This window comes from Haloarchaeobius lipolyticus (assembly GCF_051208015.1).
Classification (GTDB): Archaea; Halobacteriota; Halobacteria; order Halobacteriales; family Natrialbaceae; genus Haloarchaeobius.
Window position 1 is genome coordinate 271,855 of the sequence record NZ_JBPKGF010000002.1, and the last position, 15,659, is coordinate 287,513.

The window sequence follows — 15,659 nt, forward strand, 5'->3', positions numbered from 1 at the left end:
GGTTATCGGTACTTTTTGAAGCCCATGTCTCGGGCAATCTCCCGGAAGCACTGTCGGCACAGCCAGATGTCGTACTTGCCAACGAGGCCCTGCTTACGGCCACAGCGCTGGCAATCTTCCATCTGACCGGTGCGCTTTGCAGCCTGCTCGCCGGTCTCTTGTTCTTCGCTTTCACTCATCGGATGTCACCTTGACGTCGAATTCGGATTCGAGGAACGCGATGGCGTCCTCGGGGGTGAGGCGGTGGCTCGAGGGGATCTGCCGCGTGCGCTTGTCGCGCTTGCGGACGCGGTATCCCGGGCGGACGAGGTTGACCGTCACGTCCAGCCCGAAGATGCCGACGTTCGGGTCGTACTCCTGGGACGGGAACTCGGTGTGTTCCTCGACCCCGAAGCTGAAGTTGCCCGTCTCGTCGAACTGCGTCGGCTTGATCGTCGCGAGCGGCAGTGCCGTCTCGAGGAACTCACGTGCGGCGTCGCCGCGGAGCGTGACCTTCGCGCCGATCGGGTCACCCTCGCGGATGCCGAAGTCCTGCAGAGTCTGCTTCGCCAGCGTCCGGACGGACTGCTGGCCCGTGACGTCCTCGAGGATGGCCTCTGCGTTCTTGAGTTCGCGGCCACCTTCGCCGACGCCCATGTGGACGACGACCTTCTCGATGGTGGGTTCGCGCATCTCGTGGAACTCGGCCTCGCTCATTCGTCATCACCCGTGAATTTCTCGTCGATGACGACGACGTAGTCCTCGATGGTCTCGTACGAGTCCTCGTCCTGCTCGACGACGACCGTGTTGTTGCCGGAGCCCGCGGTGACCTGGATCTCGGCGACGGTGCCGACCTGGCCAGCGTGGCTGCCCTTGATGGCGGTCACGAGCGCGCCCTCCTCGTACGGGAAGTGGGCGACGATCTCGTTGGTCTCGTTGTCGATGACGAGGGAGTCTTTCGTGCTGTACTCGCTGGCATCGTCGAGCTGCAGGGTCTGGCCGTCGTGCAGCGCGAGCTGCGTGGCACCGCCAGTGACCTGCTGCTTGCCGACGACCTTACCGAGCTTGGAGTCGGCAGCGTCCGCCTCGATGGGCGTGAGCGTGAGGCGTCCACCCTCGTCGGGGAAGACGCGGTAGTGCTCGTCACGCTCGACGAACGAGAGGATGTCGAACATCCCGATGGGACGCTGTTCGTCGGAGACCGCCTTGCCGTTGACCAGGACGCTGTCCTGATTGAGGGCGTAGCGGGCTTCCTTCTTCGAGTCGACGTAGCCGAGCACGTCGCGAAGGAGGATGACCAGCGGGACACCCTCTTCACCGTGCGGGCCGGCGTCGGCCTTGACGGTGAAAGTCGCGGTCTTGCGCTCGACGGGCCAGGACTTCGGAACGGAGAGTCGCTTCTGGTGTTTGGTCATTCGTCATCACCTGCCAGACGCGCCTCGCGACGCTCGTCTTCGAGGTCGAGCTCCGTGATACGGACGTTCGACGGCTCGAGCGAACGAGGGACCTCCTCGCCGTCGGCCTTCTCGACCGTGACGCCCTCGACCGTGATGGTCGCGGACTTCAGGTCGACGGCCAGGACCTCGCCTTCTTCGCCGGCGAAGTCGCCGCGAAGGACCTCGACCGTGTCGCCCGCGTTGACGCGGGCTCGACGACGGCCGTACTCCTCACGGAGGTCCTCGGTCAGCGTCGCGCGGACCTGCTTCTGCTTCTTGTGCAGGGGAGCGCGTTCTGCCTGGTTACGCTGTTTTCGTGGTTGTCGTGTCATACTATCATCGTAGCCGTGGAGGCGATACTTCCGAATCGCTCTGCGACTTCACGCGCGATGGGGCCCTTGATCTCCGAGCCCTGCGGCTCCTCGTTCTCGTTGATGAGGACGGCCGCGTTGTCCTCGAACTTCACGCGCGTGCCGTCGGGACGACGGATGGGCTTGCGCTGTCGGATGATGACGGCCTCTTTGACCTGGCGACGCTCTTCGGGCGTCCCCTTGGTCACCGAGACGGTCACCTTGTCACCGAGACCCGCCTTCGGGTGGCGGTTCTTGGTGCCGTGGTAACCAGCGACCGAGATGACCTTCACCTCGCGTGCGCCGGTGTTGTCGGAGCACGTCAGCAGCGAACCCTTCTCGAGGCCCTGCGTGACGTCAGCCTTCAGCGCTTCCATCAGGCGTCACCTCCTTCGATTATCTCGACGACCACGTGCGATTTCGTCTTCGACAGTGGTCGGCACTCTGCTATCTTGACCGTGTCACCGACTTGCGGGTCGAGCACGCCCGGCACGTGTGCCGGAACGCGCGAGCGACGCTTCATGTACCGGTCGTACTTGGGTACACGAACGTCGTACTCCCGCTCGACGATGATGGTCTTCTCCATGTCCGTCGAGACGACCTTCCCCTCGAGGGTCTGACCTCGAACGGAGAGCTCGCCGTAGAACGGACACTTCTCGTAGTCGTATGTCTCCGGATCGTCTGGTTCCGGAGGCGTTGTAACGTCAAGTCCTATCGCCATTTCGAATCACCTTTCGTTTCGGTGCGTAGGGCGGGTCGTGAGAGCAGTCTGACTCCATCCACCGTAACGTAGGCCACGTCGTCGCCGGTAGGGATGTCCGGTTTCGACGCGGTCCCCGACTCCTTCTTGGAGTCGGCGGTTTCATCTGTGAGTCGGAACTCGAATACCGTGCCTTGCTTCGGCACCTGGCGCACCCGAGACTCCCCGTCGACGCGGTCCTCGATGTGGACCGTGTGCATCGTCTCGATGACGATGCGCCCCGCTATCCCGACGAGGTCGGGGTTCGGGGCGTCGACGACCTCCACGTAGAGGCCGTTGAGTTCGTGTCGTGGGAGCGTCTCGGGTGTCAATGCCATATTATTCTTCGTCTTCGACGTCGCCTTCTTCCTGTTGGATCGTCTTGATCCGTGCGATGGTCTTGCGCAGTTCACCGATGCGGCCCGGGTTCTCCGGGGCACCACCGGCGGCCTGCACGGCCTTCGCGTTCAGGAGTTCGGTTTCGAGCTCCTCGAGTTCCTCCTCGCGTTCCTGCGCGGAGAGCTCGCGGATCTCGTTGGGGTGAAGTATCGCCATCGATTACTCCTCCTCCTCGTCGTCTTCCATCTCTTCGACCATCGCGGCGGCTTCCTGCTCGACGCTCTCGTCGAGCTCGTCGAGTTCGTCCTCGATGTCCTCGTCCTCGCCGGGGAGTTCGACCTCTTCGTCGTCGAACTCTTCGTCGGCGTCGTCGAGGACCTCTTCGACGACCTCCTCGTCCGCTTCGGTGGGCTCTGCTGCCTCGCTCGGCTCGCCGTCCTGGACCTCTTCCTGGATGGCTTCGAGCTCTTCGTCCGAGGGCTCCTCGAGGAGCTCCTCGACGGCCTCGTTGGCCTCGACGGCCTCGGGGGCGACTTCGTTGACGTCCTCGCCCTCGTAGATCTCGAAGTCGTCGGGGAGTTCGGCCTCCGGCGGGATGATCTTCACCGTGACGCCGATGGTCCCGAGCTTCATGACGGCGACGCCCTGACCCTCGTCGACGATGGTCTCCGCGGGCTCACCGTTGTGCTTGATGTAGCCGTCGTTGAACTTCTCGACGCGCGAGCGGGCGCCGGTGACCTTCCCGGACAGGACGATCTCGGCGCCGAGGGCGCCGGAGTCCATGATGCGTTCGAGCGTGGTGTGGCCCGCCTTGCGGAAGTACCAGCCACGTTCGAGCGCGTTCGCGAGACGGTCGGCGACGATGCGTGCGTTGAGGTCGGGTTCGTCGACCTCCTGCACGTCTATCTGCGGGTCCTCGAGGTCGAACTTCTCCTCGAGCATCGTCGTGACCTTGCGGATGTTCTCGCCGCCCTTCCCGATGACCATCCCGGGCTTCTCGGCCTTGAGCACGATCTGGGTTCCCATCGGCGTCTTGGCGACCTCCATGCCGCCGTAGCCGGCTCGGCCGAGTTCTTCGGCGAAGAACTCGTCTATCTGGGACCGCTGCATTCCGTCTCGGATGAACTGGTGTTCGTCTGCCATTAGTTCTCCACCTCCTCGACGATCATCTCGACGTCGACCTGGGGGGTGTTCCAGGCCGTCGCGCGGCCCATCGCTCGAGGCTTGCGACCGGGCGATTCGCCGACCTTGTGGGCGGCGACGTGGACGATCTTCATCGATTCGCCATCGAAGCCCTGGTGGTCGGCGTTCGCGGCGACGTTCTCGAGCAGGTCGAGGAACGCGTTGCTGGCCTTCTCGGGGTAGCGACCGGCGTCCCAGCCGTCGATGTCTCCCTTGTGGCCAACGCCACTGTTGTGCTGTTTGAACGGAACGGACCGTTCGCCACGGACGACCGCCTCGAGGTACTCCTGTGCCTCGGCGACCGTCTTGCCCTTGATCTCTCGGGCGATGGCCTTGCTGTGCTTGTTGCTCATGTGACGCTCCCGGAGCATGGCCTTGGCCGTCTTGTCCGGGTCGGCGTCGACGCTGTAGTTGATTCCCATGGTATCACTTCAGTGGCACGAACTTCGAGGAGCGCGTCGCACCGATACCTGCCTGTCCGTGCGTGACGGACTTGCGGGTGAGCTGGAACTCGCCGAGGTAGTGCCCGATCATCTCGGGCTTGACCTTGACGCGCTCGAACTCCTGACCGGTGTAGACCGCGAACGTGAGGTCCACGAACTCCGGGAGCACCGGCATGTCGCGCAGGTGCGTGCGGATCGGGTTGTTCGCGCTCTCCTGTTCGTCGAACTCGCGAGCCTTCTCCAGGAGCTTCTCCTTCTCCACGGAGAGGCCGCGCTTGATACTTCGCCGCTGGCGTGCGGGGAGCAGTTCTGCGACCTCGTCGAGGTCCATCTCCTGCAGCTCGTCGAGCGTGTGGCCGCGGTAGGTGAACTCCTCGTCACTGTCACGGCCGGTTCGGTATTCAGAACTCATTTGTTACCACCTCGGCCGGTACGCCGAGACGCGATGTCACCGACCTTCCGGCCCGGCGGGGCGTCCCGCGAGACGGACTTCGGTCGGCCCGGGTGCTGGCGGCCACCGCCACCGAACGGGTGGTCGACGGCGTTCATCGCCACACCACGGACGTTCGGCCACTTCGTGCCGCGCGCTTTCATCTTGTGATACTTCTTCCCTGCCTTGACGAACGGCTTCTCCGTGCGACCGCCACCCGCGACCACACCGACCGTGGCGCGGCACTGCGGGTCGAGTCGCTTCATCTCGCCGCTGGGCAGCTGGACGACCGTCGCTTTGCGGTCGTGGGTGATGATGTCGGCGCTCGTCCCGGAGGACCGGGCGAACTTGCCGCCGTCACCGGGCTGGCGCTCGATGTTGCACACCGGGACCCCTTCCGGAATCTCGGCGAGCGGGAGCGTGTTACCCGGTGCGATCTCGGCGGACACACCGACCTGCAGTTCGTCGCCGATGGTGATGCCCTCGGGCGCGAGCACGAGGCGCTGGTCGCCGTCTTCGAACTCGACTGCCACGACCGGTGCGGACCGGGCGGGGTCGTGCTCGATGTCGACGACGGTACCGCTGACGACGTCCGTGTCTTCGGGCGTCTTGTGCTTGAGGTCGGACTTGTAACGGTGCGACGGAGCCCGGAACGTGGGACCACCGCGACCGCGTCGTTGACCCTGAATTCTTCGTCCCATTCTTAGAACACCCCGATTCGAGAGGCGACTTCCTGTGCGTCGTCGTCCTCGGAGAGTCGGACGATCGCTTTCTTCTGTCCCTTCATCGTCACCTGCGTGTTGACCTTGGCGACGGAGACGTCGAACTTCTCCTCGACCTCCTCACGGATCTCCGGCTTCGACGCGTCGGTGTCGACGACGAACTGGAGCTTGTTCTCGAAGTCCATGTCGTTCATGGCCTTCTCCGTGACGAGCGGGTACTTGACGACGCTCATCGGTCTGCCACCTCCTCGATGGCTGCCTCGGTGAAGACCGTCAGACGTCCGGCGTGTGCGCCGGGCGCGAGGTCTTCGACGTTGACGTTCTGGGCGGTCGCGACGTCGACACCGGCGAGGTTACGGGCGGCCCTCGACGGGCCGGCCTCGCTCGAGGTGACGAACAGGATCGACTTGGGTCGCTTGTACTTGCGGCCACGGGTCGTCCCGCGACCGGCTCGGACCTTCTTACCCTCGTCTGCGCGCTCGACGTCGTCGTGTGCACCGACGGCCTCGAGGAAGGAGACGACCTCCTTCGTCTTCAGCAGCTCCTCGAAGTCGTTGCTGACGACCAGCGGCAGGTCGAGGTCCTCGTCGAAGCGGTGTCCGCGCTCGGCGACGCGCTCGGCGTCGACGGTCGCGGCCAGTGCGCTACGGAACGCGAGCTTGCGCTCCTTCTTGTTGACGGACTCGCCCTGTTTCTTCTCTTCTTTCGGCGGGTGTGCCTTGCGACCCCCGACGGTCTGGGGGACGCGGGCACCCTGCCCGTTCGAGCGCGGCACGTGTGCCATACCGCGGCCCGAACCGAACGATTCTGCGGATGTACGCATGCCGGCGTAGTCGTCGGCACCGTACGGCTGTTTTCGGTTGGCCTGGGCGGCGCGGACAGCACGCGTGATGAGGTCCGGGCGGTAGCCCGTCTCGAATACCTCGGGGAGGTCGAGCGTGCCGGCGTCGGAGCCGTCCAGGTCGTAGATGGTTGCCTGCATGGTTTATCCCTGGTTCGATGCGGTGGAGACGAAGCGCACCTCGGGGTCGAGGCGCGGCTGGTCGTTCGGCCGGATGGCCGGGCGGAAACGGAGGAGACGCTTGTCCGGACCGGGGAGCGAGCCCTTCACGAGCGTGAACGGGCCGCTGACCTCGCCGTAGTTGACGAAGCCGCCGTCGACGTTGATGTCCTCGACGTCCTCGTCGTCACCGATCTGGATGACGCGCTTGTTGAGCTCCGTGCGCTGGTGGTACCCCATCTGACCCTGCTGCGGAACGGTCGAGCGGACGCGGCTCGGGTTCCACGGGCCGAGGTTACCGATGCGACGCCGCCATCCCTGGCGGGCGTGCTTGCCCTTGCGCTTCTGGACGCCCCAGCGCTTGACCGGGCCCTGGGTGCCCTTGCCCTTCGTGACGCCGGAGACGTCGGTGTACTCCCCGTCACGGAACTGGTCTTTCATCTCGTGCACGCCACCCTCGGCGATGAGTTCGAGCCCGAAGTCGACGCGTTCCTGCATGGAACCGCCGCCGATTCGAGTCTCCATCACGTCGGGCTTCTTCTTCGGCACGGAGGCGACGTCGCTCGGGACCGTGTGCGTGATGGCACGAAGGTCCGAGACGTCACCGGCCTCGACTGCGTCGCGGAGCTCGTCCGCGGCCGCGTCGAAGTCCGAATCCTCGGGAAGGTCCAGGACGCGGTCGAGTTCGTCGTGGAACTCGGTCGTCCAGACTTCCGTCAGCGGCTTCTTTCCGTACGGCGTGTCCTCGTACGCTCGCAAGGCGACTGCTCGCATGGGCGGCGTCTCCACGATGGTGACCGGGACGGTCTCCTCCATCCCTTCGCGGGGGGAGTTGGACTCGTCGTTGATCATCACCACGTGGGTCATACCAGCCTTGTAGCCAGCGAAGCCCTGCAGCGTCGGCTGTCCGTCGTCGTCCGGCCACGAGTTGAAGCGCGGGACCTCCGAGGTCGCACGCTTGCGCGGGCCGAACCCGAGCGAGCCTTTGCGTGGTCTGCTAGGTTGTGGCATCGTTGTTCACTCTCTGAGTGTGAGGCAGCCGAGCGTGGCGAACAGAGCTTCCTCCGTTCGCACCACCTCGCTGCCCTGGTGCGGAATCGAGTTTAGCCAAAGGTCGAACCCTCCGGCGGTGGGTTCGGTGGCGTCCTCGTCGAGCGTGGCCTGTACGTCGGCCACGTCGATTCCGAGTATTTCCGGCAGCCCTCGTCCCGGTGAACCGAAGACGACGGTCATCCCGTCGTCGTCGATTCGTGACACCAGACCTGCGAGTCGCCCCACGGAGAGATGTTCCCCGTGGCGCGAGGTCGCGATGCGCAGTCCGGCGTCGTCTCGTTCGAGCGCTGTCGTGAGGTCCGTGCGTTCGACGACCAGCCCGGAGATGGGCTCGTCGACGAGTTTCGCACGGACCGGACGTCGCGAAGATACCCTGACGGTTACGCGCTCTCCCTCGTCGGGCACATCCATCGTGGATGGCACGATGAGCGAGATCGGGTGTTGCAGTCCGCAATTGACCCGAACGCGCCTGTCAGGTCCGACCTCGGTCACGATTCCCTGTCTTAACGACTCCGAATCGTCAGATCCGGAGCCGGTCTGTGACGTGGCACGAAGCGGCGGCAGTATCCCAGCGTACTCCAGTTCGCTGCGGTGCCCCCATGCCTCCTTCTTGAGGTAGGGGGGCGTCGCGGCGTACTGCAGCACGGTGCTGACGAACTCGCCGCCCCATCTGGTCTCGCCGTCTTCGTCCGGGAAGACGACCAGCCTGTCTGCCCGGAACACCGTCGCCGCGCGGGCGACGTAGCCGACCTTGCGAGTTGCCTCGCGTTTGTCTTCGGCTTCCCGGACCAGGGACGACGGCACGAGCACGGTAGTGGTCATGCCGAGAGGCTTGGTTGCCTCGTCACTAGACTGTGCCGGATTTATTCTGACGAAGGTTAAAAGGGTGCCGGAATGGATTCCGGGTTGAGACGCCCCCACACGGCCGTTCGAGAGTGTTTGACGTTCACATAGTTGAATAGTCAGGCTCCCGTACGTGCGTGGGTCAAAACTTTACATCCTCCCTCCCGGCGGGGAGCAGCGCAGACGGAGGCTACCGGCCGGTCGTCGACGTCGAGGTGGCAACCTGCTTACCGAGCTCCGGTCCCCGTTACGGCCCGTATCCCGCCGCCCGATGGTAGTTTTTCGCGCGTCGACCGTCCCGATTCGCAACCCTTATCACTCGGCCAGCAGTTAGTGGAAATTGAAGCCACACTGCGCTGGTAGTGTAGTGGTATCACGTGACCTTGCCATGGTCACAACCTGGGTTCAAATCCCAGCCAGCGCACTTCTCCGAAACTCACTCCCGCGAGCGACCGCGATAGCGTGTCGCGAGAATGGACGAGTTTCGGTGAAAGCGAATCCTGGGATTTGAATCAGGGAGCACGCAGCCGAGCGAAGCGAGGTCGTGCGACCGGGGTTCAAATCCCAGCCAGCGCACTTCTCCAGGACCACCGACGAGGAGCGGAGCGACGAGTCCGGTCCTCGAAAAGTTGGAACGCTGGTGTTTGAACCCTGTGAGCCGCAGCATCCGAACGAAGTGAGGATGACCGTCTCACATCGGTTCAAATCCCAGCCAGCGCACTTCTCCGGAACTCACTCCCGCGAGCGACCGCGATAGCGTGTCGCGAGAATGGACGAGTCTCGGTGAACGCGGACACTGGGGTTCGCATCAGGGAGTACGCAGCCGAGCGAAGCGAGGTCGTGCGACTTGGGTTCAGCTCCCACCCAGCGTACTCCTGTCGACGATGGATTCTGTCGACGACGGACCGCCATATAGTCAAAGGGAAAACATTCTTTGCCAACTGTTCTTTCCGTTTCACATTCACTCTGGGGTCGAGGTTTTTGGTCGGACCACCCACTCTGTGAGCCATGAACCTGCTCCAGCGGCTCTCTGAGCTCCTCGGTGGTGGCGAGCAGACGGCGTCTAAGACGCCGCCCGCCGACGAGGAACGGGAGAGCGACGAGGAACAGTACGCGGGCCAAGCGCACGAGACGGCTCGGGCCGGGGCGGCTCCCGAATCCGAGCCCGTGGCGGCGACGACAGCCGACGAGTCACGGGGCCGGACACAGGCTTCGTCCACGACGACGGAGTCGCCGCCTCCGGAGCGCCGACCGCGCGAACGGAAGGCCGTCTTCCGTGAGCAGGGGAAGCGGTTCGCCGACCGGTGGCCGGAGTACGAGCTGGATTTCTCCGTCGAATCGCTCACGCGCTGTGACGAACTGGTCGGTGAGCTCGCCGCCGCCGGGCAGGTCGACCAGGAGCTCGTGCTGTCGGTCGGGAGCTACGTGGGCGAGACGTTGCTGACGGTGGAAGACGGTCGCTGGGAACGGCCGGATGGGGGTAACTGGGCCGTCGTCCTCGAAGGAGAGGAGACGGACGTCACGCTGAGCGTCTTCCAGCTCGCAGCGAGCGGACTCGGGGGAACCCCGCAGTTCGCGGCGACGTACCGGTCGGTCGAACGGCGGGTCTGATGGTGCACCGTACCCCTGCTGGCGGGAAGGCATTTATTCTAACTCGCTGACAATATCGCATGGCTGTACTACCGGTTCGCTCGGTCTGGGCGTTCGCTCGTGACTCCACGTTCGTCAGGTGGGTCGTCGCGCCGATGCTCATCCTCGGGATGCTCACACTCGGTATCGGCATGGCGGCGTCCCGGCTATCCACCGCACGGATTCTCGAGGTCACCGGCTACTTCCTCGGACTCGGGTCCGTGGTGATGGTGACCGTGCTCACCCTGGAGTACGTCCTGAGACGGCTGCTGGCGACGACGAACCCAGAGAGTACTACTGATGAGGTGCGAGAGGTGTGTGAACGCGTGGTCCGGTAACTTTTTTCCACCGTTGCGACAACAGGTGGGGGTATGGAACGCGCACTCGCCATCATCCGTGACGACTCCGCACAGACACAGTCTCTCGTCCGCGAAGCCGGACGGCTGGCAGCCGGAGTCGGCGCGGAGCTCTACCTGTTGCACGTCTTCCCGGAGGAGAAGTACGAGGACATCATGTCCTCGAGGCTCGAGAGCGACGGCAGGAGTTTCCCGCTCGACGAAGCGGAGATGGAGGCCGAACACTTCGCGACGCAGGTCGGCCACAGTGCCCTCGAGGAGGTCGACGTCGAGTACGACGTGCTCGGGACCGTCGGCCGGGAGGAGATGGCCATCCTCGACGTTGCCGAGGAACGAGAGTGTGACCACCTGTTCGTCACGGGTCGCCGCCGCTCTCCCAGCGGGAAGGCGCTGTTCGGCGACCTCACCCAGCGGCTCCTGCTCAACTTCGACGGCCGTGTGACGGTCCAGCTGCACGACGAGGAATGACGGTCGTCGCATTCCTCTCGGTCGCCCCGGTCGTCGAAGGGAGCATGGCGAGCGAGGTCGCGAAGGCGGTCGCCGCGCTCGACGACTTCGACGTGACCTACGAGACGACCCCGATGGGGACGACCATCGAGGCCGACGACGTCGGGACGGTGTTCGCCGCCGCACAGGCGGCTCACGAGGCGGTGGACGGCGACCGCGTCTCGACGTTCCTGAAGATAGACGACAAACGGACGAAGACGTCGACGGCGGCCGACAAGGTCCGGGCAGTCGAGGAACACCTCGGGCGTGCTGCCCGGAGCGGAAGCGGAGCAGTTCGAAACGAGAGCGAAGCGGCAGGGAACGGGAGCGAGGAGTAGGGGCGGACGAGCAGTACGACCGGACGGGCGGCACTGCCGAGGACGAGACACCGACCGTCGGCCGCTGCGACAAGAACTGAAACCCTTTACCGCGAGACGAACAACCCCCGTCTATGGAGAGTCTCAACCGCATGGCCATCGAACTCGTCGACGAGGCCATCGACTTCGCAGAGGTCCTCGGGACGGGGGCGTACGAACTGGAAAACGGCGCGACGGTACTCGACTTCGGCGTCGACTTCGACGGCGGGGTCGAGGCCGGCCTCCTGCTCTCGGAGATACAGACCGGCGGGCTGGCCACGGTCCAGACCAACGTGGGCGAACTCGGCGGTGCACCGATTCGCTACGTGGAACTGACGACGGATCACCCGGACCTCGCACTGCTCTGCTCGCAGAAGGCGGGCTGGGAGGTCTCCATCGGCGAGTTCGAGGGGCTCGGAAGCGGCCCGGCCCGTGCCCTCGTCGGAACCGAGGACGTGTTCCACCGCGTTGGCTACCACGACGCCTTCGACCTCACCGTCCTGACCGTCGAGTCCGACGACCTCCCCGACGAACGGGTCGCAGAACACGTCGCAGACCTCGCGGAGGTGAACGAAGAGAGCGTCTTCCTGGTCGGCTTCCGGACCGCCAGCATCGCCGGAAGCGTCAGCATCGGCGCCCGTGCAGCCGAGCTCGCCGCGTTCCGGCTGTCCGAGCTGGGCTACGACCCGACCGACATCGTCTCCGCCGCCGGGAAGGCACCCGTCGCCCCAGTCGCCGCCTCCGAAGAGGAGGCGATGGCCCGGACGAACGACGCCCTCGCGTACGGCGGACAGGTCCACCTGACCGTCCGCGAAGACTTCGACCGGTTCGACGAGATCGTCTCGACCGCGGGCGAGCGGTACGGCGAGCCGTTCGCCGACATCTACGAGACCGTCGACTGGGACTTCTACGAGCTCGACGAGGGCGTCTTCGCGCCCGCGAAGGTCACCGTCGACGTCATCGGGGGTCCGACTCACGTCCACGGCGAGACCGACGAGGAGCTGCTGGCCGACTCGTTCGACCTGTGAAGGTCAAACTCGTTCCGCGGGCACCCGACTCGCTCGAGACGGTCGCGACCGTCCAGAAGGCGGTGCCGCTGGTCCCGGGCTCCGAGGACGACTGCTGTGCGCGGGTCCTCGACCGGACCGAAGTGGTCGGTCGCGACGAGGCCGCGAAGTGGCTCACCTTCCTCAAGGGGCTCGGGCTGGCGAGGGAGGGAAGCAACGGGTTCTCCCGCATCCGGACCGACCCGACGACCGACTCGCTCCGGGAGGCGTTCCTCGATGGCGTCTTCGGGGCCGAGGACGTGCTTTCGGTGCTTCAGGAGGCCGACCGGCCGCTCGGCGCCGACGAAGTGTTCGCCCGGTTCGAGGACACGGTCCCGCAGTGGGAGCGCCACAAACATCCGAACAGCTGGGATGACGTCTGGAGCGAACGGGTCGAGCGTCTCCTCGACTGGCTCGTCCTGCTGGAACTCGCGGTGCGGACGGACGCTGGGTACCGGGCCGACTGACGGGTCGGGAGACCGAGCAAACTGACGGGTCGGGCTACCGGGGCGCCGCGGTTCCGGTCCCCAGAACTACTCTATCTCTATCGTCGTCCACGACGCCTCTGCCCGGTCGACGAGGCGCTGGATACGGTCGGTCATCGGCGGGTGCGTCGCGAGCAGCTGTCCGAGAGCGCTCTCCTCCTCGCCGTGGATGTACAGCGGAGAGAGCAGGCCACCCGGCGGCTTGGACGCACGCTCGATTCGGGCCAGCGCTCGAGCGAGCGTTATCGGCTTCCCGGTCACCGACGCGGCCCTGTCGTCGGCCGCGAGTTCGCGACGGCGGGAGTGCGCCCGGAGCGCGAGCGTCACCACGAACAGCAGCCCGAAGACGACGGTCGCGACCTGTGCGTGGGTCCGCCGGAGGTGGCTCGCGAACGACTCCGTCCGTCGGCCGGTCATCCACCGCAACGACCGACGGATGCCAGCGACGAACAGCCCGACCGGGAGGAGGAAGAGGAAGATGACGCCGCCGACCGTCTCCGCGAGGCTGAGACCCAGCGTCTGGACGAGGCTGTCGCGACTCTCGATATGTGCCAGCTCGTGGGCGACGATGGTCTCCAGTTCGTCGAGCGTCAAGAGCCGGAAGAGACTCGTGCTGAGGACGACCGTCCCCCCGTCGCGGCCCCCGATGGCGAGCGCGTTCGGCGCCGGCATCTGCGCGACGAGGAGCGTCGGCGATTCGACCTGCATCCGGTCGCAGAGCCGGTCGACCCGGGCGTACAGCTGCGGGGCCCGATCTCGGGGGAGTTCCCAGGCGTCGAGCGAGCCGAGTATCGCGGCGGTTCCGCCGCGGTAGCTCACGTAGCCGAACAGGAGGGAGCAGACGAGCAAAGAAGCGAGGAACACCAGCGGGTGGAGGGACGTGGTCGCGACCGTGGTCAGCAGTTCCACGACGGCGGCTCCGACCGCGAGGTAGACCACGAAGAGAACGGCCCCAGTAACAGCCAACAGGAGCCGCACGGAGAACGAGCGTGACTGCATTCCTGACAGTCCGTTCGGCTGGGGAGAAGAAACCGTTACCGGGTACCGGGTCTCGAGCCCCTCAGTCGGTGTAGATTTCGGTCACGGTTCCGACCCCCTTCGACTGTCCCTCGCGGAAGACGAAGCGCTGGCCGACCTCGACCATGTAGGGCTGGAACTTGAACCGGACGCGAGTCTTACCCTTGTCGCCGGGCAGGAGCTGTCCGCCTTCGGGGTGGAAGACGGCCGCCTCGGAGATGGTCTCGAGGTGCACGACGGGCTCGTAGCCGTCGCCGATGTTGGTCGGGTGGTTCAGCACCATCACCTCGGCTTCGAACTCGCGGACGCTCGCCGGTTCCGAGTCTCGCGGGACGAGGGCCATCCCGCGCTTTATCTCGGCCTCGGCGGCACCCTTCAGGGCGATACCGACGATGCGCCCGGCCTTGGCGTGGTCGACGCGGTGGTAGTGCATCTCGATGGAGCGCGCCTCGACCTCGCGCCAGGAGCCGTCCGGCATCGGCCCGAGAAGGAGCTCGTCGCCGGCTTCGACCTCGCCCGACATGATGGTGCCCGAGGCGACCGCCCCGACCCCGGTGACGGCGTAGGTCCGGTCGATGTACATCCGGAAGTCCCCCTCGTCGCGGGAGGTCTTCGGCAGCCGCTCGAACAGCTCGTCCAGCAGATCGAGTCCCTCCATCGTAACCGAGCTGGTCGTCAGGATGGGCACGACGGTCTCGCTTATCTCCTCGACGGCGGCGTCGACCCCGTGGCGGTCGACCCGGAGCGGCGTCTTACCCACGTCCCGGAGCAGCCGCTCGACCTCGCGCTCGACCTCCTCGAGTCGCTCCGGCGTCACCACGTCCATCTTCGTCAGTGCGACGATGGTCGGCAGCTCCGTCGCCAGCAGGACGCCGAGGTGCTCGCGGGTCGTCTTCGTCGGGCCGTCGTCGGCCGCCACCGTGAGGAGACCGTAGTCGAGTTTCTGGCCGACGAGTCCGCGTATCGTGGTGCGGAGCCACGGCTCGTGCCCGACCGTATCGACGAACGAGACCAGCCGCTTGGACTCGGTGACGACACGCGCCCTGTCCTCCTTCCGGTTGGGGTTGTGCAGGTGGACGGGGCCGTCTTCGTCGAAGCCGTAGACCGCGTAGGAGAGGTCCGCCGAAAGGCCGCGCTCGACCTCGTGCGGTTTCACGTCGAGGTAGGCGCGTGTACTCCCGTTGCCGTCATCCGGGCGGCCCGTGACGAGCGAACCGACGAGCGTCGACTTTCCGTGATCGACGTGGCCGGCCGTGCCGACCACGATGTGGGCGTCGTCGGTCTCGAGGACGCTCCCTTCGCGGATCATCGCGACGCCGACGATGCCCTTGCCGCGTGGCTTGCCGTCGCCTTCGACGCCCCAGGTCTGGACGTCCTCGATGTGGGCACCGGCTTCCTCGGCGAGCAGGCTCAGCACGTCGAGCGATTCCGAGAACACGGCCGGTTCGATGCCGGCGAGGCCGCCGTCGTCGGTCACCCCGACCACGTACATCGCTTCGCCGTCACCGGAGAGGACCCGGTGGCGTAACTGTGCCGCGAGACTCTCGCGTCTCCCATCGGCCAGGTGGACGTCTCGAGTCAACCGTTCTTTGAACTCGACGTTGCCGCCCTCTTGCTCACCGCGTTCGAGGGCTTTCTCCAACACGGCCCGGTCAGGGCTCATATGACGGATTGTAGGAGACAGGTGGCAAAAGGCTTCTCGTCTGGTGACAACGTATCACACAGTGCGGCTGGTGAGTCGGCGACGGACACCCCAGGAACCCCTGGA

23 protein-coding genes, 1 tRNA gene and 1 pseudogene are annotated in these 15,659 nt (G+C 65.5%); 7 read left to right on the plus strand and 18 right to left on the minus strand.

Annotated elements, in window-relative coordinates:
- Positions 1 to 2: 2 nt before the first annotated feature.
- From ACSC1Y_RS04385 to ACSC1Y_RS04460, 16 genes and pseudogenes are all read right to left on the minus strand, one after another.
- Positions 3 to 179, minus strand: a complete 177-nt coding sequence (locus ACSC1Y_RS04385) for a 30S ribosomal protein S14 (protein WP_435333472.1) — start codon at positions 177 to 179, stop codon at positions 3 to 5.
- Positions 172 to 696 (minus strand): 50S ribosomal protein L5, encoded by a 525-nt coding sequence (locus tag ACSC1Y_RS04390; RefSeq protein WP_435333473.1) that lies wholly within the window; start codon positions 694 to 696, stop codon positions 172 to 174. Before ACSC1Y_RS04390 ends, ACSC1Y_RS04385 begins: the two co-directional genes overlap by 8 nt.
- Positions 693 to 1,394, minus strand: coding sequence for a 30S ribosomal protein S4e (locus ACSC1Y_RS04395; protein ID WP_435333474.1), 702 nt, complete (start codon positions 1,392 to 1,394; stop codon positions 693 to 695). Before ACSC1Y_RS04395 ends, ACSC1Y_RS04390 begins: the two co-directional genes overlap by 4 nt.
- On the minus strand, positions 1,391 to 1,747 hold the full coding sequence (gene rplX / locus ACSC1Y_RS04400) for a 50S ribosomal protein L24 (protein ID WP_435333475.1): 357 nt from the start codon (positions 1,745 to 1,747) through the stop codon (positions 1,391 to 1,393). Before rplX ends, ACSC1Y_RS04395 begins: the two co-directional genes overlap by 4 nt.
- Positions 1,744 to 2,142 (minus strand): 50S ribosomal protein L14, encoded by a 399-nt coding sequence (locus tag ACSC1Y_RS04405; protein ID WP_435333476.1) that lies wholly within the window; start codon positions 2,140 to 2,142, stop codon positions 1,744 to 1,746. The genes rplX and ACSC1Y_RS04405 overlap by 4 nt, the downstream gene beginning before the upstream one ends.
- 2 nt (positions 2,143 to 2,144) lie before the next feature.
- A pseudogene (locus ACSC1Y_RS04410) lies at positions 2,145 to 2,486 on the minus strand (30S ribosomal protein S17); the annotation flags it as partial.
- A complete protein-coding gene (locus ACSC1Y_RS04415; RefSeq protein ID WP_435333477.1) occupies positions 2,477 to 2,842 on the minus strand; it encodes a ribonuclease P protein component 1 in 366 nt (121 codons plus the stop codon). The pseudogene ACSC1Y_RS04410 and the gene ACSC1Y_RS04415, both read right to left, overlap by 10 nt.
- Position 2,843: 1 nt before the next feature.
- On the minus strand, positions 2,844 to 3,059 hold the full coding sequence (gene rpmC / locus ACSC1Y_RS04420; protein ID WP_435333478.1) for a 50S ribosomal protein L29: 216 nt from the start codon (positions 3,057 to 3,059) through the stop codon (positions 2,844 to 2,846).
- A gap of 3 nt (positions 3,060 to 3,062) precedes the next feature.
- Positions 3,063 to 3,986: a 30S ribosomal protein S3 gene (locus ACSC1Y_RS04425; protein ID WP_435333479.1), complete on the minus strand. Its 924-nt coding sequence runs from the start codon at positions 3,984 to 3,986 to the stop codon at positions 3,063 to 3,065.
- Positions 3,986 to 4,447: a 50S ribosomal protein L22 gene (locus ACSC1Y_RS04430; protein WP_435333480.1), complete on the minus strand. Its 462-nt coding sequence runs from the start codon at positions 4,445 to 4,447 to the stop codon at positions 3,986 to 3,988. Before ACSC1Y_RS04430 ends, ACSC1Y_RS04425 begins: the two co-directional genes overlap by 1 nt.
- A 4-nt stretch (positions 4,448 to 4,451) precedes the next feature.
- On the minus strand, positions 4,452 to 4,880 hold the full coding sequence (locus tag ACSC1Y_RS04435) for a 30S ribosomal protein S19 (RefSeq protein WP_435333481.1): 429 nt from the start codon (positions 4,878 to 4,880) through the stop codon (positions 4,452 to 4,454).
- Positions 4,877 to 5,599 carry a 50S ribosomal protein L2 gene (locus ACSC1Y_RS04440; RefSeq protein WP_435333482.1) on the minus strand — a complete coding sequence of 241 codons (723 nt, stop codon included), beginning with the start codon at positions 5,597 to 5,599 and terminating at the stop codon, positions 4,877 to 4,879. The genes ACSC1Y_RS04435 and ACSC1Y_RS04440 overlap by 4 nt, the downstream gene beginning before the upstream one ends.
- 2 nt (positions 5,600 to 5,601) lie before the next feature.
- Positions 5,602 to 5,853, minus strand: a complete 252-nt coding sequence (locus ACSC1Y_RS04445) for a 50S ribosomal protein L23 (protein ID WP_435333483.1) — start codon at positions 5,851 to 5,853, stop codon at positions 5,602 to 5,604.
- Positions 5,850 to 6,602 (minus strand): 50S ribosomal protein L4, encoded by a 753-nt coding sequence (gene rpl4p, locus ACSC1Y_RS04450; protein WP_435333484.1) that lies wholly within the window; start codon positions 6,600 to 6,602, stop codon positions 5,850 to 5,852. Before rpl4p ends, ACSC1Y_RS04445 begins: the two co-directional genes overlap by 4 nt.
- Before the next feature lie 3 nt (positions 6,603 to 6,605).
- Entirely contained in the window at positions 6,606 to 7,631 is a 1,026-nt protein-coding gene (locus tag ACSC1Y_RS04455) for a 50S ribosomal protein L3 (RefSeq protein ID WP_435333485.1), read from the minus strand.
- Between the two features lie 6 nt (positions 7,632 to 7,637).
- Positions 7,638 to 8,495, minus strand: a complete 858-nt coding sequence (locus ACSC1Y_RS04460; protein WP_435333486.1) for a putative RNA uridine N3 methyltransferase — start codon at positions 8,493 to 8,495, stop codon at positions 7,638 to 7,640.
- Positions 8,496 to 8,869: 374 nt separating this feature from the next.
- Between ACSC1Y_RS04460 and ACSC1Y_RS04465 the strand changes: the two genes are divergently transcribed.
- From ACSC1Y_RS04465 to ACSC1Y_RS04495, 7 genes are all read left to right on the plus strand, one after another.
- Positions 8,870 to 8,940, plus strand: a tRNA-Gly gene (locus ACSC1Y_RS04465).
- Between the two features lie 584 nt (positions 8,941 to 9,524).
- Complete coding sequence (locus ACSC1Y_RS04470) at positions 9,525 to 10,127, plus strand: hypothetical protein (protein WP_435333487.1); 603 nt, start codon at positions 9,525 to 9,527, stop codon at positions 10,125 to 10,127.
- Between the two features lie 59 nt (positions 10,128 to 10,186).
- The gene (locus ACSC1Y_RS04475) at positions 10,187 to 10,483 is read left to right on the plus strand and encodes a hypothetical protein (RefSeq protein WP_435333488.1); all 297 of its coding nucleotides are present in this window, start codon (positions 10,187 to 10,189) and stop codon (positions 10,481 to 10,483) included.
- Positions 10,484 to 10,516: 33 nt separating this feature from the next.
- The gene (locus ACSC1Y_RS04480) at positions 10,517 to 10,969 is read left to right on the plus strand and encodes a universal stress protein (protein ID WP_435333489.1); all 453 of its coding nucleotides are present in this window, start codon (positions 10,517 to 10,519) and stop codon (positions 10,967 to 10,969) included.
- Positions 10,966 to 11,325, plus strand: a complete 360-nt coding sequence (locus tag ACSC1Y_RS04485) for an MTH1187 family thiamine-binding protein (RefSeq protein ID WP_435333490.1) — start codon at positions 10,966 to 10,968, stop codon at positions 11,323 to 11,325. Before ACSC1Y_RS04480 ends, ACSC1Y_RS04485 begins: the two co-directional genes overlap by 4 nt.
- A gap of 113 nt (positions 11,326 to 11,438) precedes the next feature.
- Positions 11,439 to 12,371, plus strand: coding sequence for a methenyltetrahydromethanopterin cyclohydrolase (mch, locus tag ACSC1Y_RS04490; protein ID WP_435333491.1), 933 nt, complete (start codon positions 11,439 to 11,441; stop codon positions 12,369 to 12,371).
- The gene (locus ACSC1Y_RS04495) at positions 12,368 to 12,856 is read left to right on the plus strand and encodes a double winged helix-containing putative transcriptional regulator (protein ID WP_435333492.1); all 489 of its coding nucleotides are present in this window, start codon (positions 12,368 to 12,370) and stop codon (positions 12,854 to 12,856) included. Before mch ends, ACSC1Y_RS04495 begins: the two co-directional genes overlap by 4 nt.
- A 66-nt stretch (positions 12,857 to 12,922) precedes the next feature.
- Here the strand turns inward: ACSC1Y_RS04495 and ACSC1Y_RS04500 are convergent, their stop codons facing one another.
- Positions 12,923 to 13,873 (minus strand): M48 family metallopeptidase, encoded by a 951-nt coding sequence (locus ACSC1Y_RS04500; protein WP_435333493.1) that lies wholly within the window; start codon positions 13,871 to 13,873, stop codon positions 12,923 to 12,925.
- 61 nt (positions 13,874 to 13,934) lie between these two features.
- Positions 13,935 to 15,554, minus strand: coding sequence for a GTPBP1 family GTP-binding protein (locus ACSC1Y_RS04505; RefSeq protein WP_435333494.1), 1,620 nt, complete (start codon positions 15,552 to 15,554; stop codon positions 13,935 to 13,937).
- Positions 15,555 to 15,659 lie beyond the last annotated feature (105 nt).

What these genes read in the sequence shown, in the direction of transcription:
- ACSC1Y_RS04455 (WP_435333485.1), bottom strand. Translation starts at nt 7,631, where the DNA reads ATGCCACAACCTAGCAGACCACGCAAAGGCTCGCTCGGGTTCGGCCCG.
- ACSC1Y_RS04470 (WP_435333487.1), top strand. Translation starts at nt 9,525, where the DNA reads ATGAACCTGCTCCAGCGGCTCTCTGAGCTCCTCGGTGGTGGCGAGCAG.
- ACSC1Y_RS04430 (WP_435333480.1), bottom strand. Translation starts at nt 4,447, where the DNA reads ATGGGAATCAACTACAGCGTCGACGCCGACCCGGACAAGACGGCCAAG.
- ACSC1Y_RS04425 (WP_435333479.1), bottom strand. Translation starts at nt 3,986, where the DNA reads ATGGCAGACGAACACCAGTTCATCCGAGACGGAATGCAGCGGTCCCAG.
- rpmC (WP_435333478.1), bottom strand. Translation starts at nt 3,059, where the DNA reads ATGGCGATACTTCACCCCAACGAGATCCGCGAGCTCTCCGCGCAGGAA.
- ACSC1Y_RS04395 (WP_435333474.1), bottom strand. Translation starts at nt 1,394, where the DNA reads ATGACCAAACACCAGAAGCGACTCTCCGTTCCGAAGTCCTGGCCCGTC.
- ACSC1Y_RS04460 (WP_435333486.1), bottom strand. Translation starts at nt 8,495, where the DNA reads ATGACCACTACCGTGCTCGTGCCGTCGTCCCTGGTCCGGGAAGCCGAA.
- ACSC1Y_RS04435 (WP_435333481.1), bottom strand. Translation starts at nt 4,880, where the DNA reads ATGAGTTCTGAATACCGAACCGGCCGTGACAGTGACGAGGAGTTCACC.
- rplX (WP_435333475.1), bottom strand. Translation starts at nt 1,747, where the DNA reads ATGACACGACAACCACGAAAACAGCGTAACCAGGCAGAACGCGCTCCC.
- ACSC1Y_RS04505 (WP_435333494.1), bottom strand. Translation starts at nt 15,554, where the DNA reads ATGAGCCCTGACCGGGCCGTGTTGGAGAAAGCCCTCGAACGCGGTGAG.
- ACSC1Y_RS04415 (WP_435333477.1), bottom strand. Translation starts at nt 2,842, where the DNA reads ATGGCATTGACACCCGAGACGCTCCCACGACACGAACTCAACGGCCTC.
- ACSC1Y_RS04500 (WP_435333493.1), bottom strand. Translation starts at nt 13,873, where the DNA reads ATGCAGTCACGCTCGTTCTCCGTGCGGCTCCTGTTGGCTGTTACTGGG.
- ACSC1Y_RS04385 (WP_435333472.1), bottom strand. Translation starts at nt 179, where the DNA reads ATGAGTGAAAGCGAAGAACAAGAGACCGGCGAGCAGGCTGCAAAGCGC.
- rpl4p (WP_435333484.1), bottom strand. Translation starts at nt 6,602, where the DNA reads ATGCAGGCAACCATCTACGACCTGGACGGCTCCGACGCCGGCACGCTC.
- ACSC1Y_RS04445 (WP_435333483.1), bottom strand. Translation starts at nt 5,853, where the DNA reads ATGAGCGTCGTCAAGTACCCGCTCGTCACGGAGAAGGCCATGAACGAC.
- ACSC1Y_RS04475 (WP_435333488.1), top strand. Translation starts at nt 10,187, where the DNA reads ATGGCTGTACTACCGGTTCGCTCGGTCTGGGCGTTCGCTCGTGACTCC.
- ACSC1Y_RS04390 (WP_435333473.1), bottom strand. Translation starts at nt 696, where the DNA reads ATGAGCGAGGCCGAGTTCCACGAGATGCGCGAACCCACCATCGAGAAG.
- ACSC1Y_RS04440 (WP_435333482.1), bottom strand. Translation starts at nt 5,599, where the DNA reads ATGGGACGAAGAATTCAGGGTCAACGACGCGGTCGCGGTGGTCCCACG.
- ACSC1Y_RS04480 (WP_435333489.1), top strand. Translation starts at nt 10,517, where the DNA reads ATGGAACGCGCACTCGCCATCATCCGTGACGACTCCGCACAGACACAG.
- ACSC1Y_RS04485 (WP_435333490.1), top strand. Translation starts at nt 10,966, where the DNA reads ATGACGGTCGTCGCATTCCTCTCGGTCGCCCCGGTCGTCGAAGGGAGC.
- mch (WP_435333491.1), top strand. Translation starts at nt 11,439, where the DNA reads ATGGAGAGTCTCAACCGCATGGCCATCGAACTCGTCGACGAGGCCATC.
- ACSC1Y_RS04405 (WP_435333476.1), bottom strand. Translation starts at nt 2,142, where the DNA reads ATGGAAGCGCTGAAGGCTGACGTCACGCAGGGCCTCGAGAAGGGTTCG.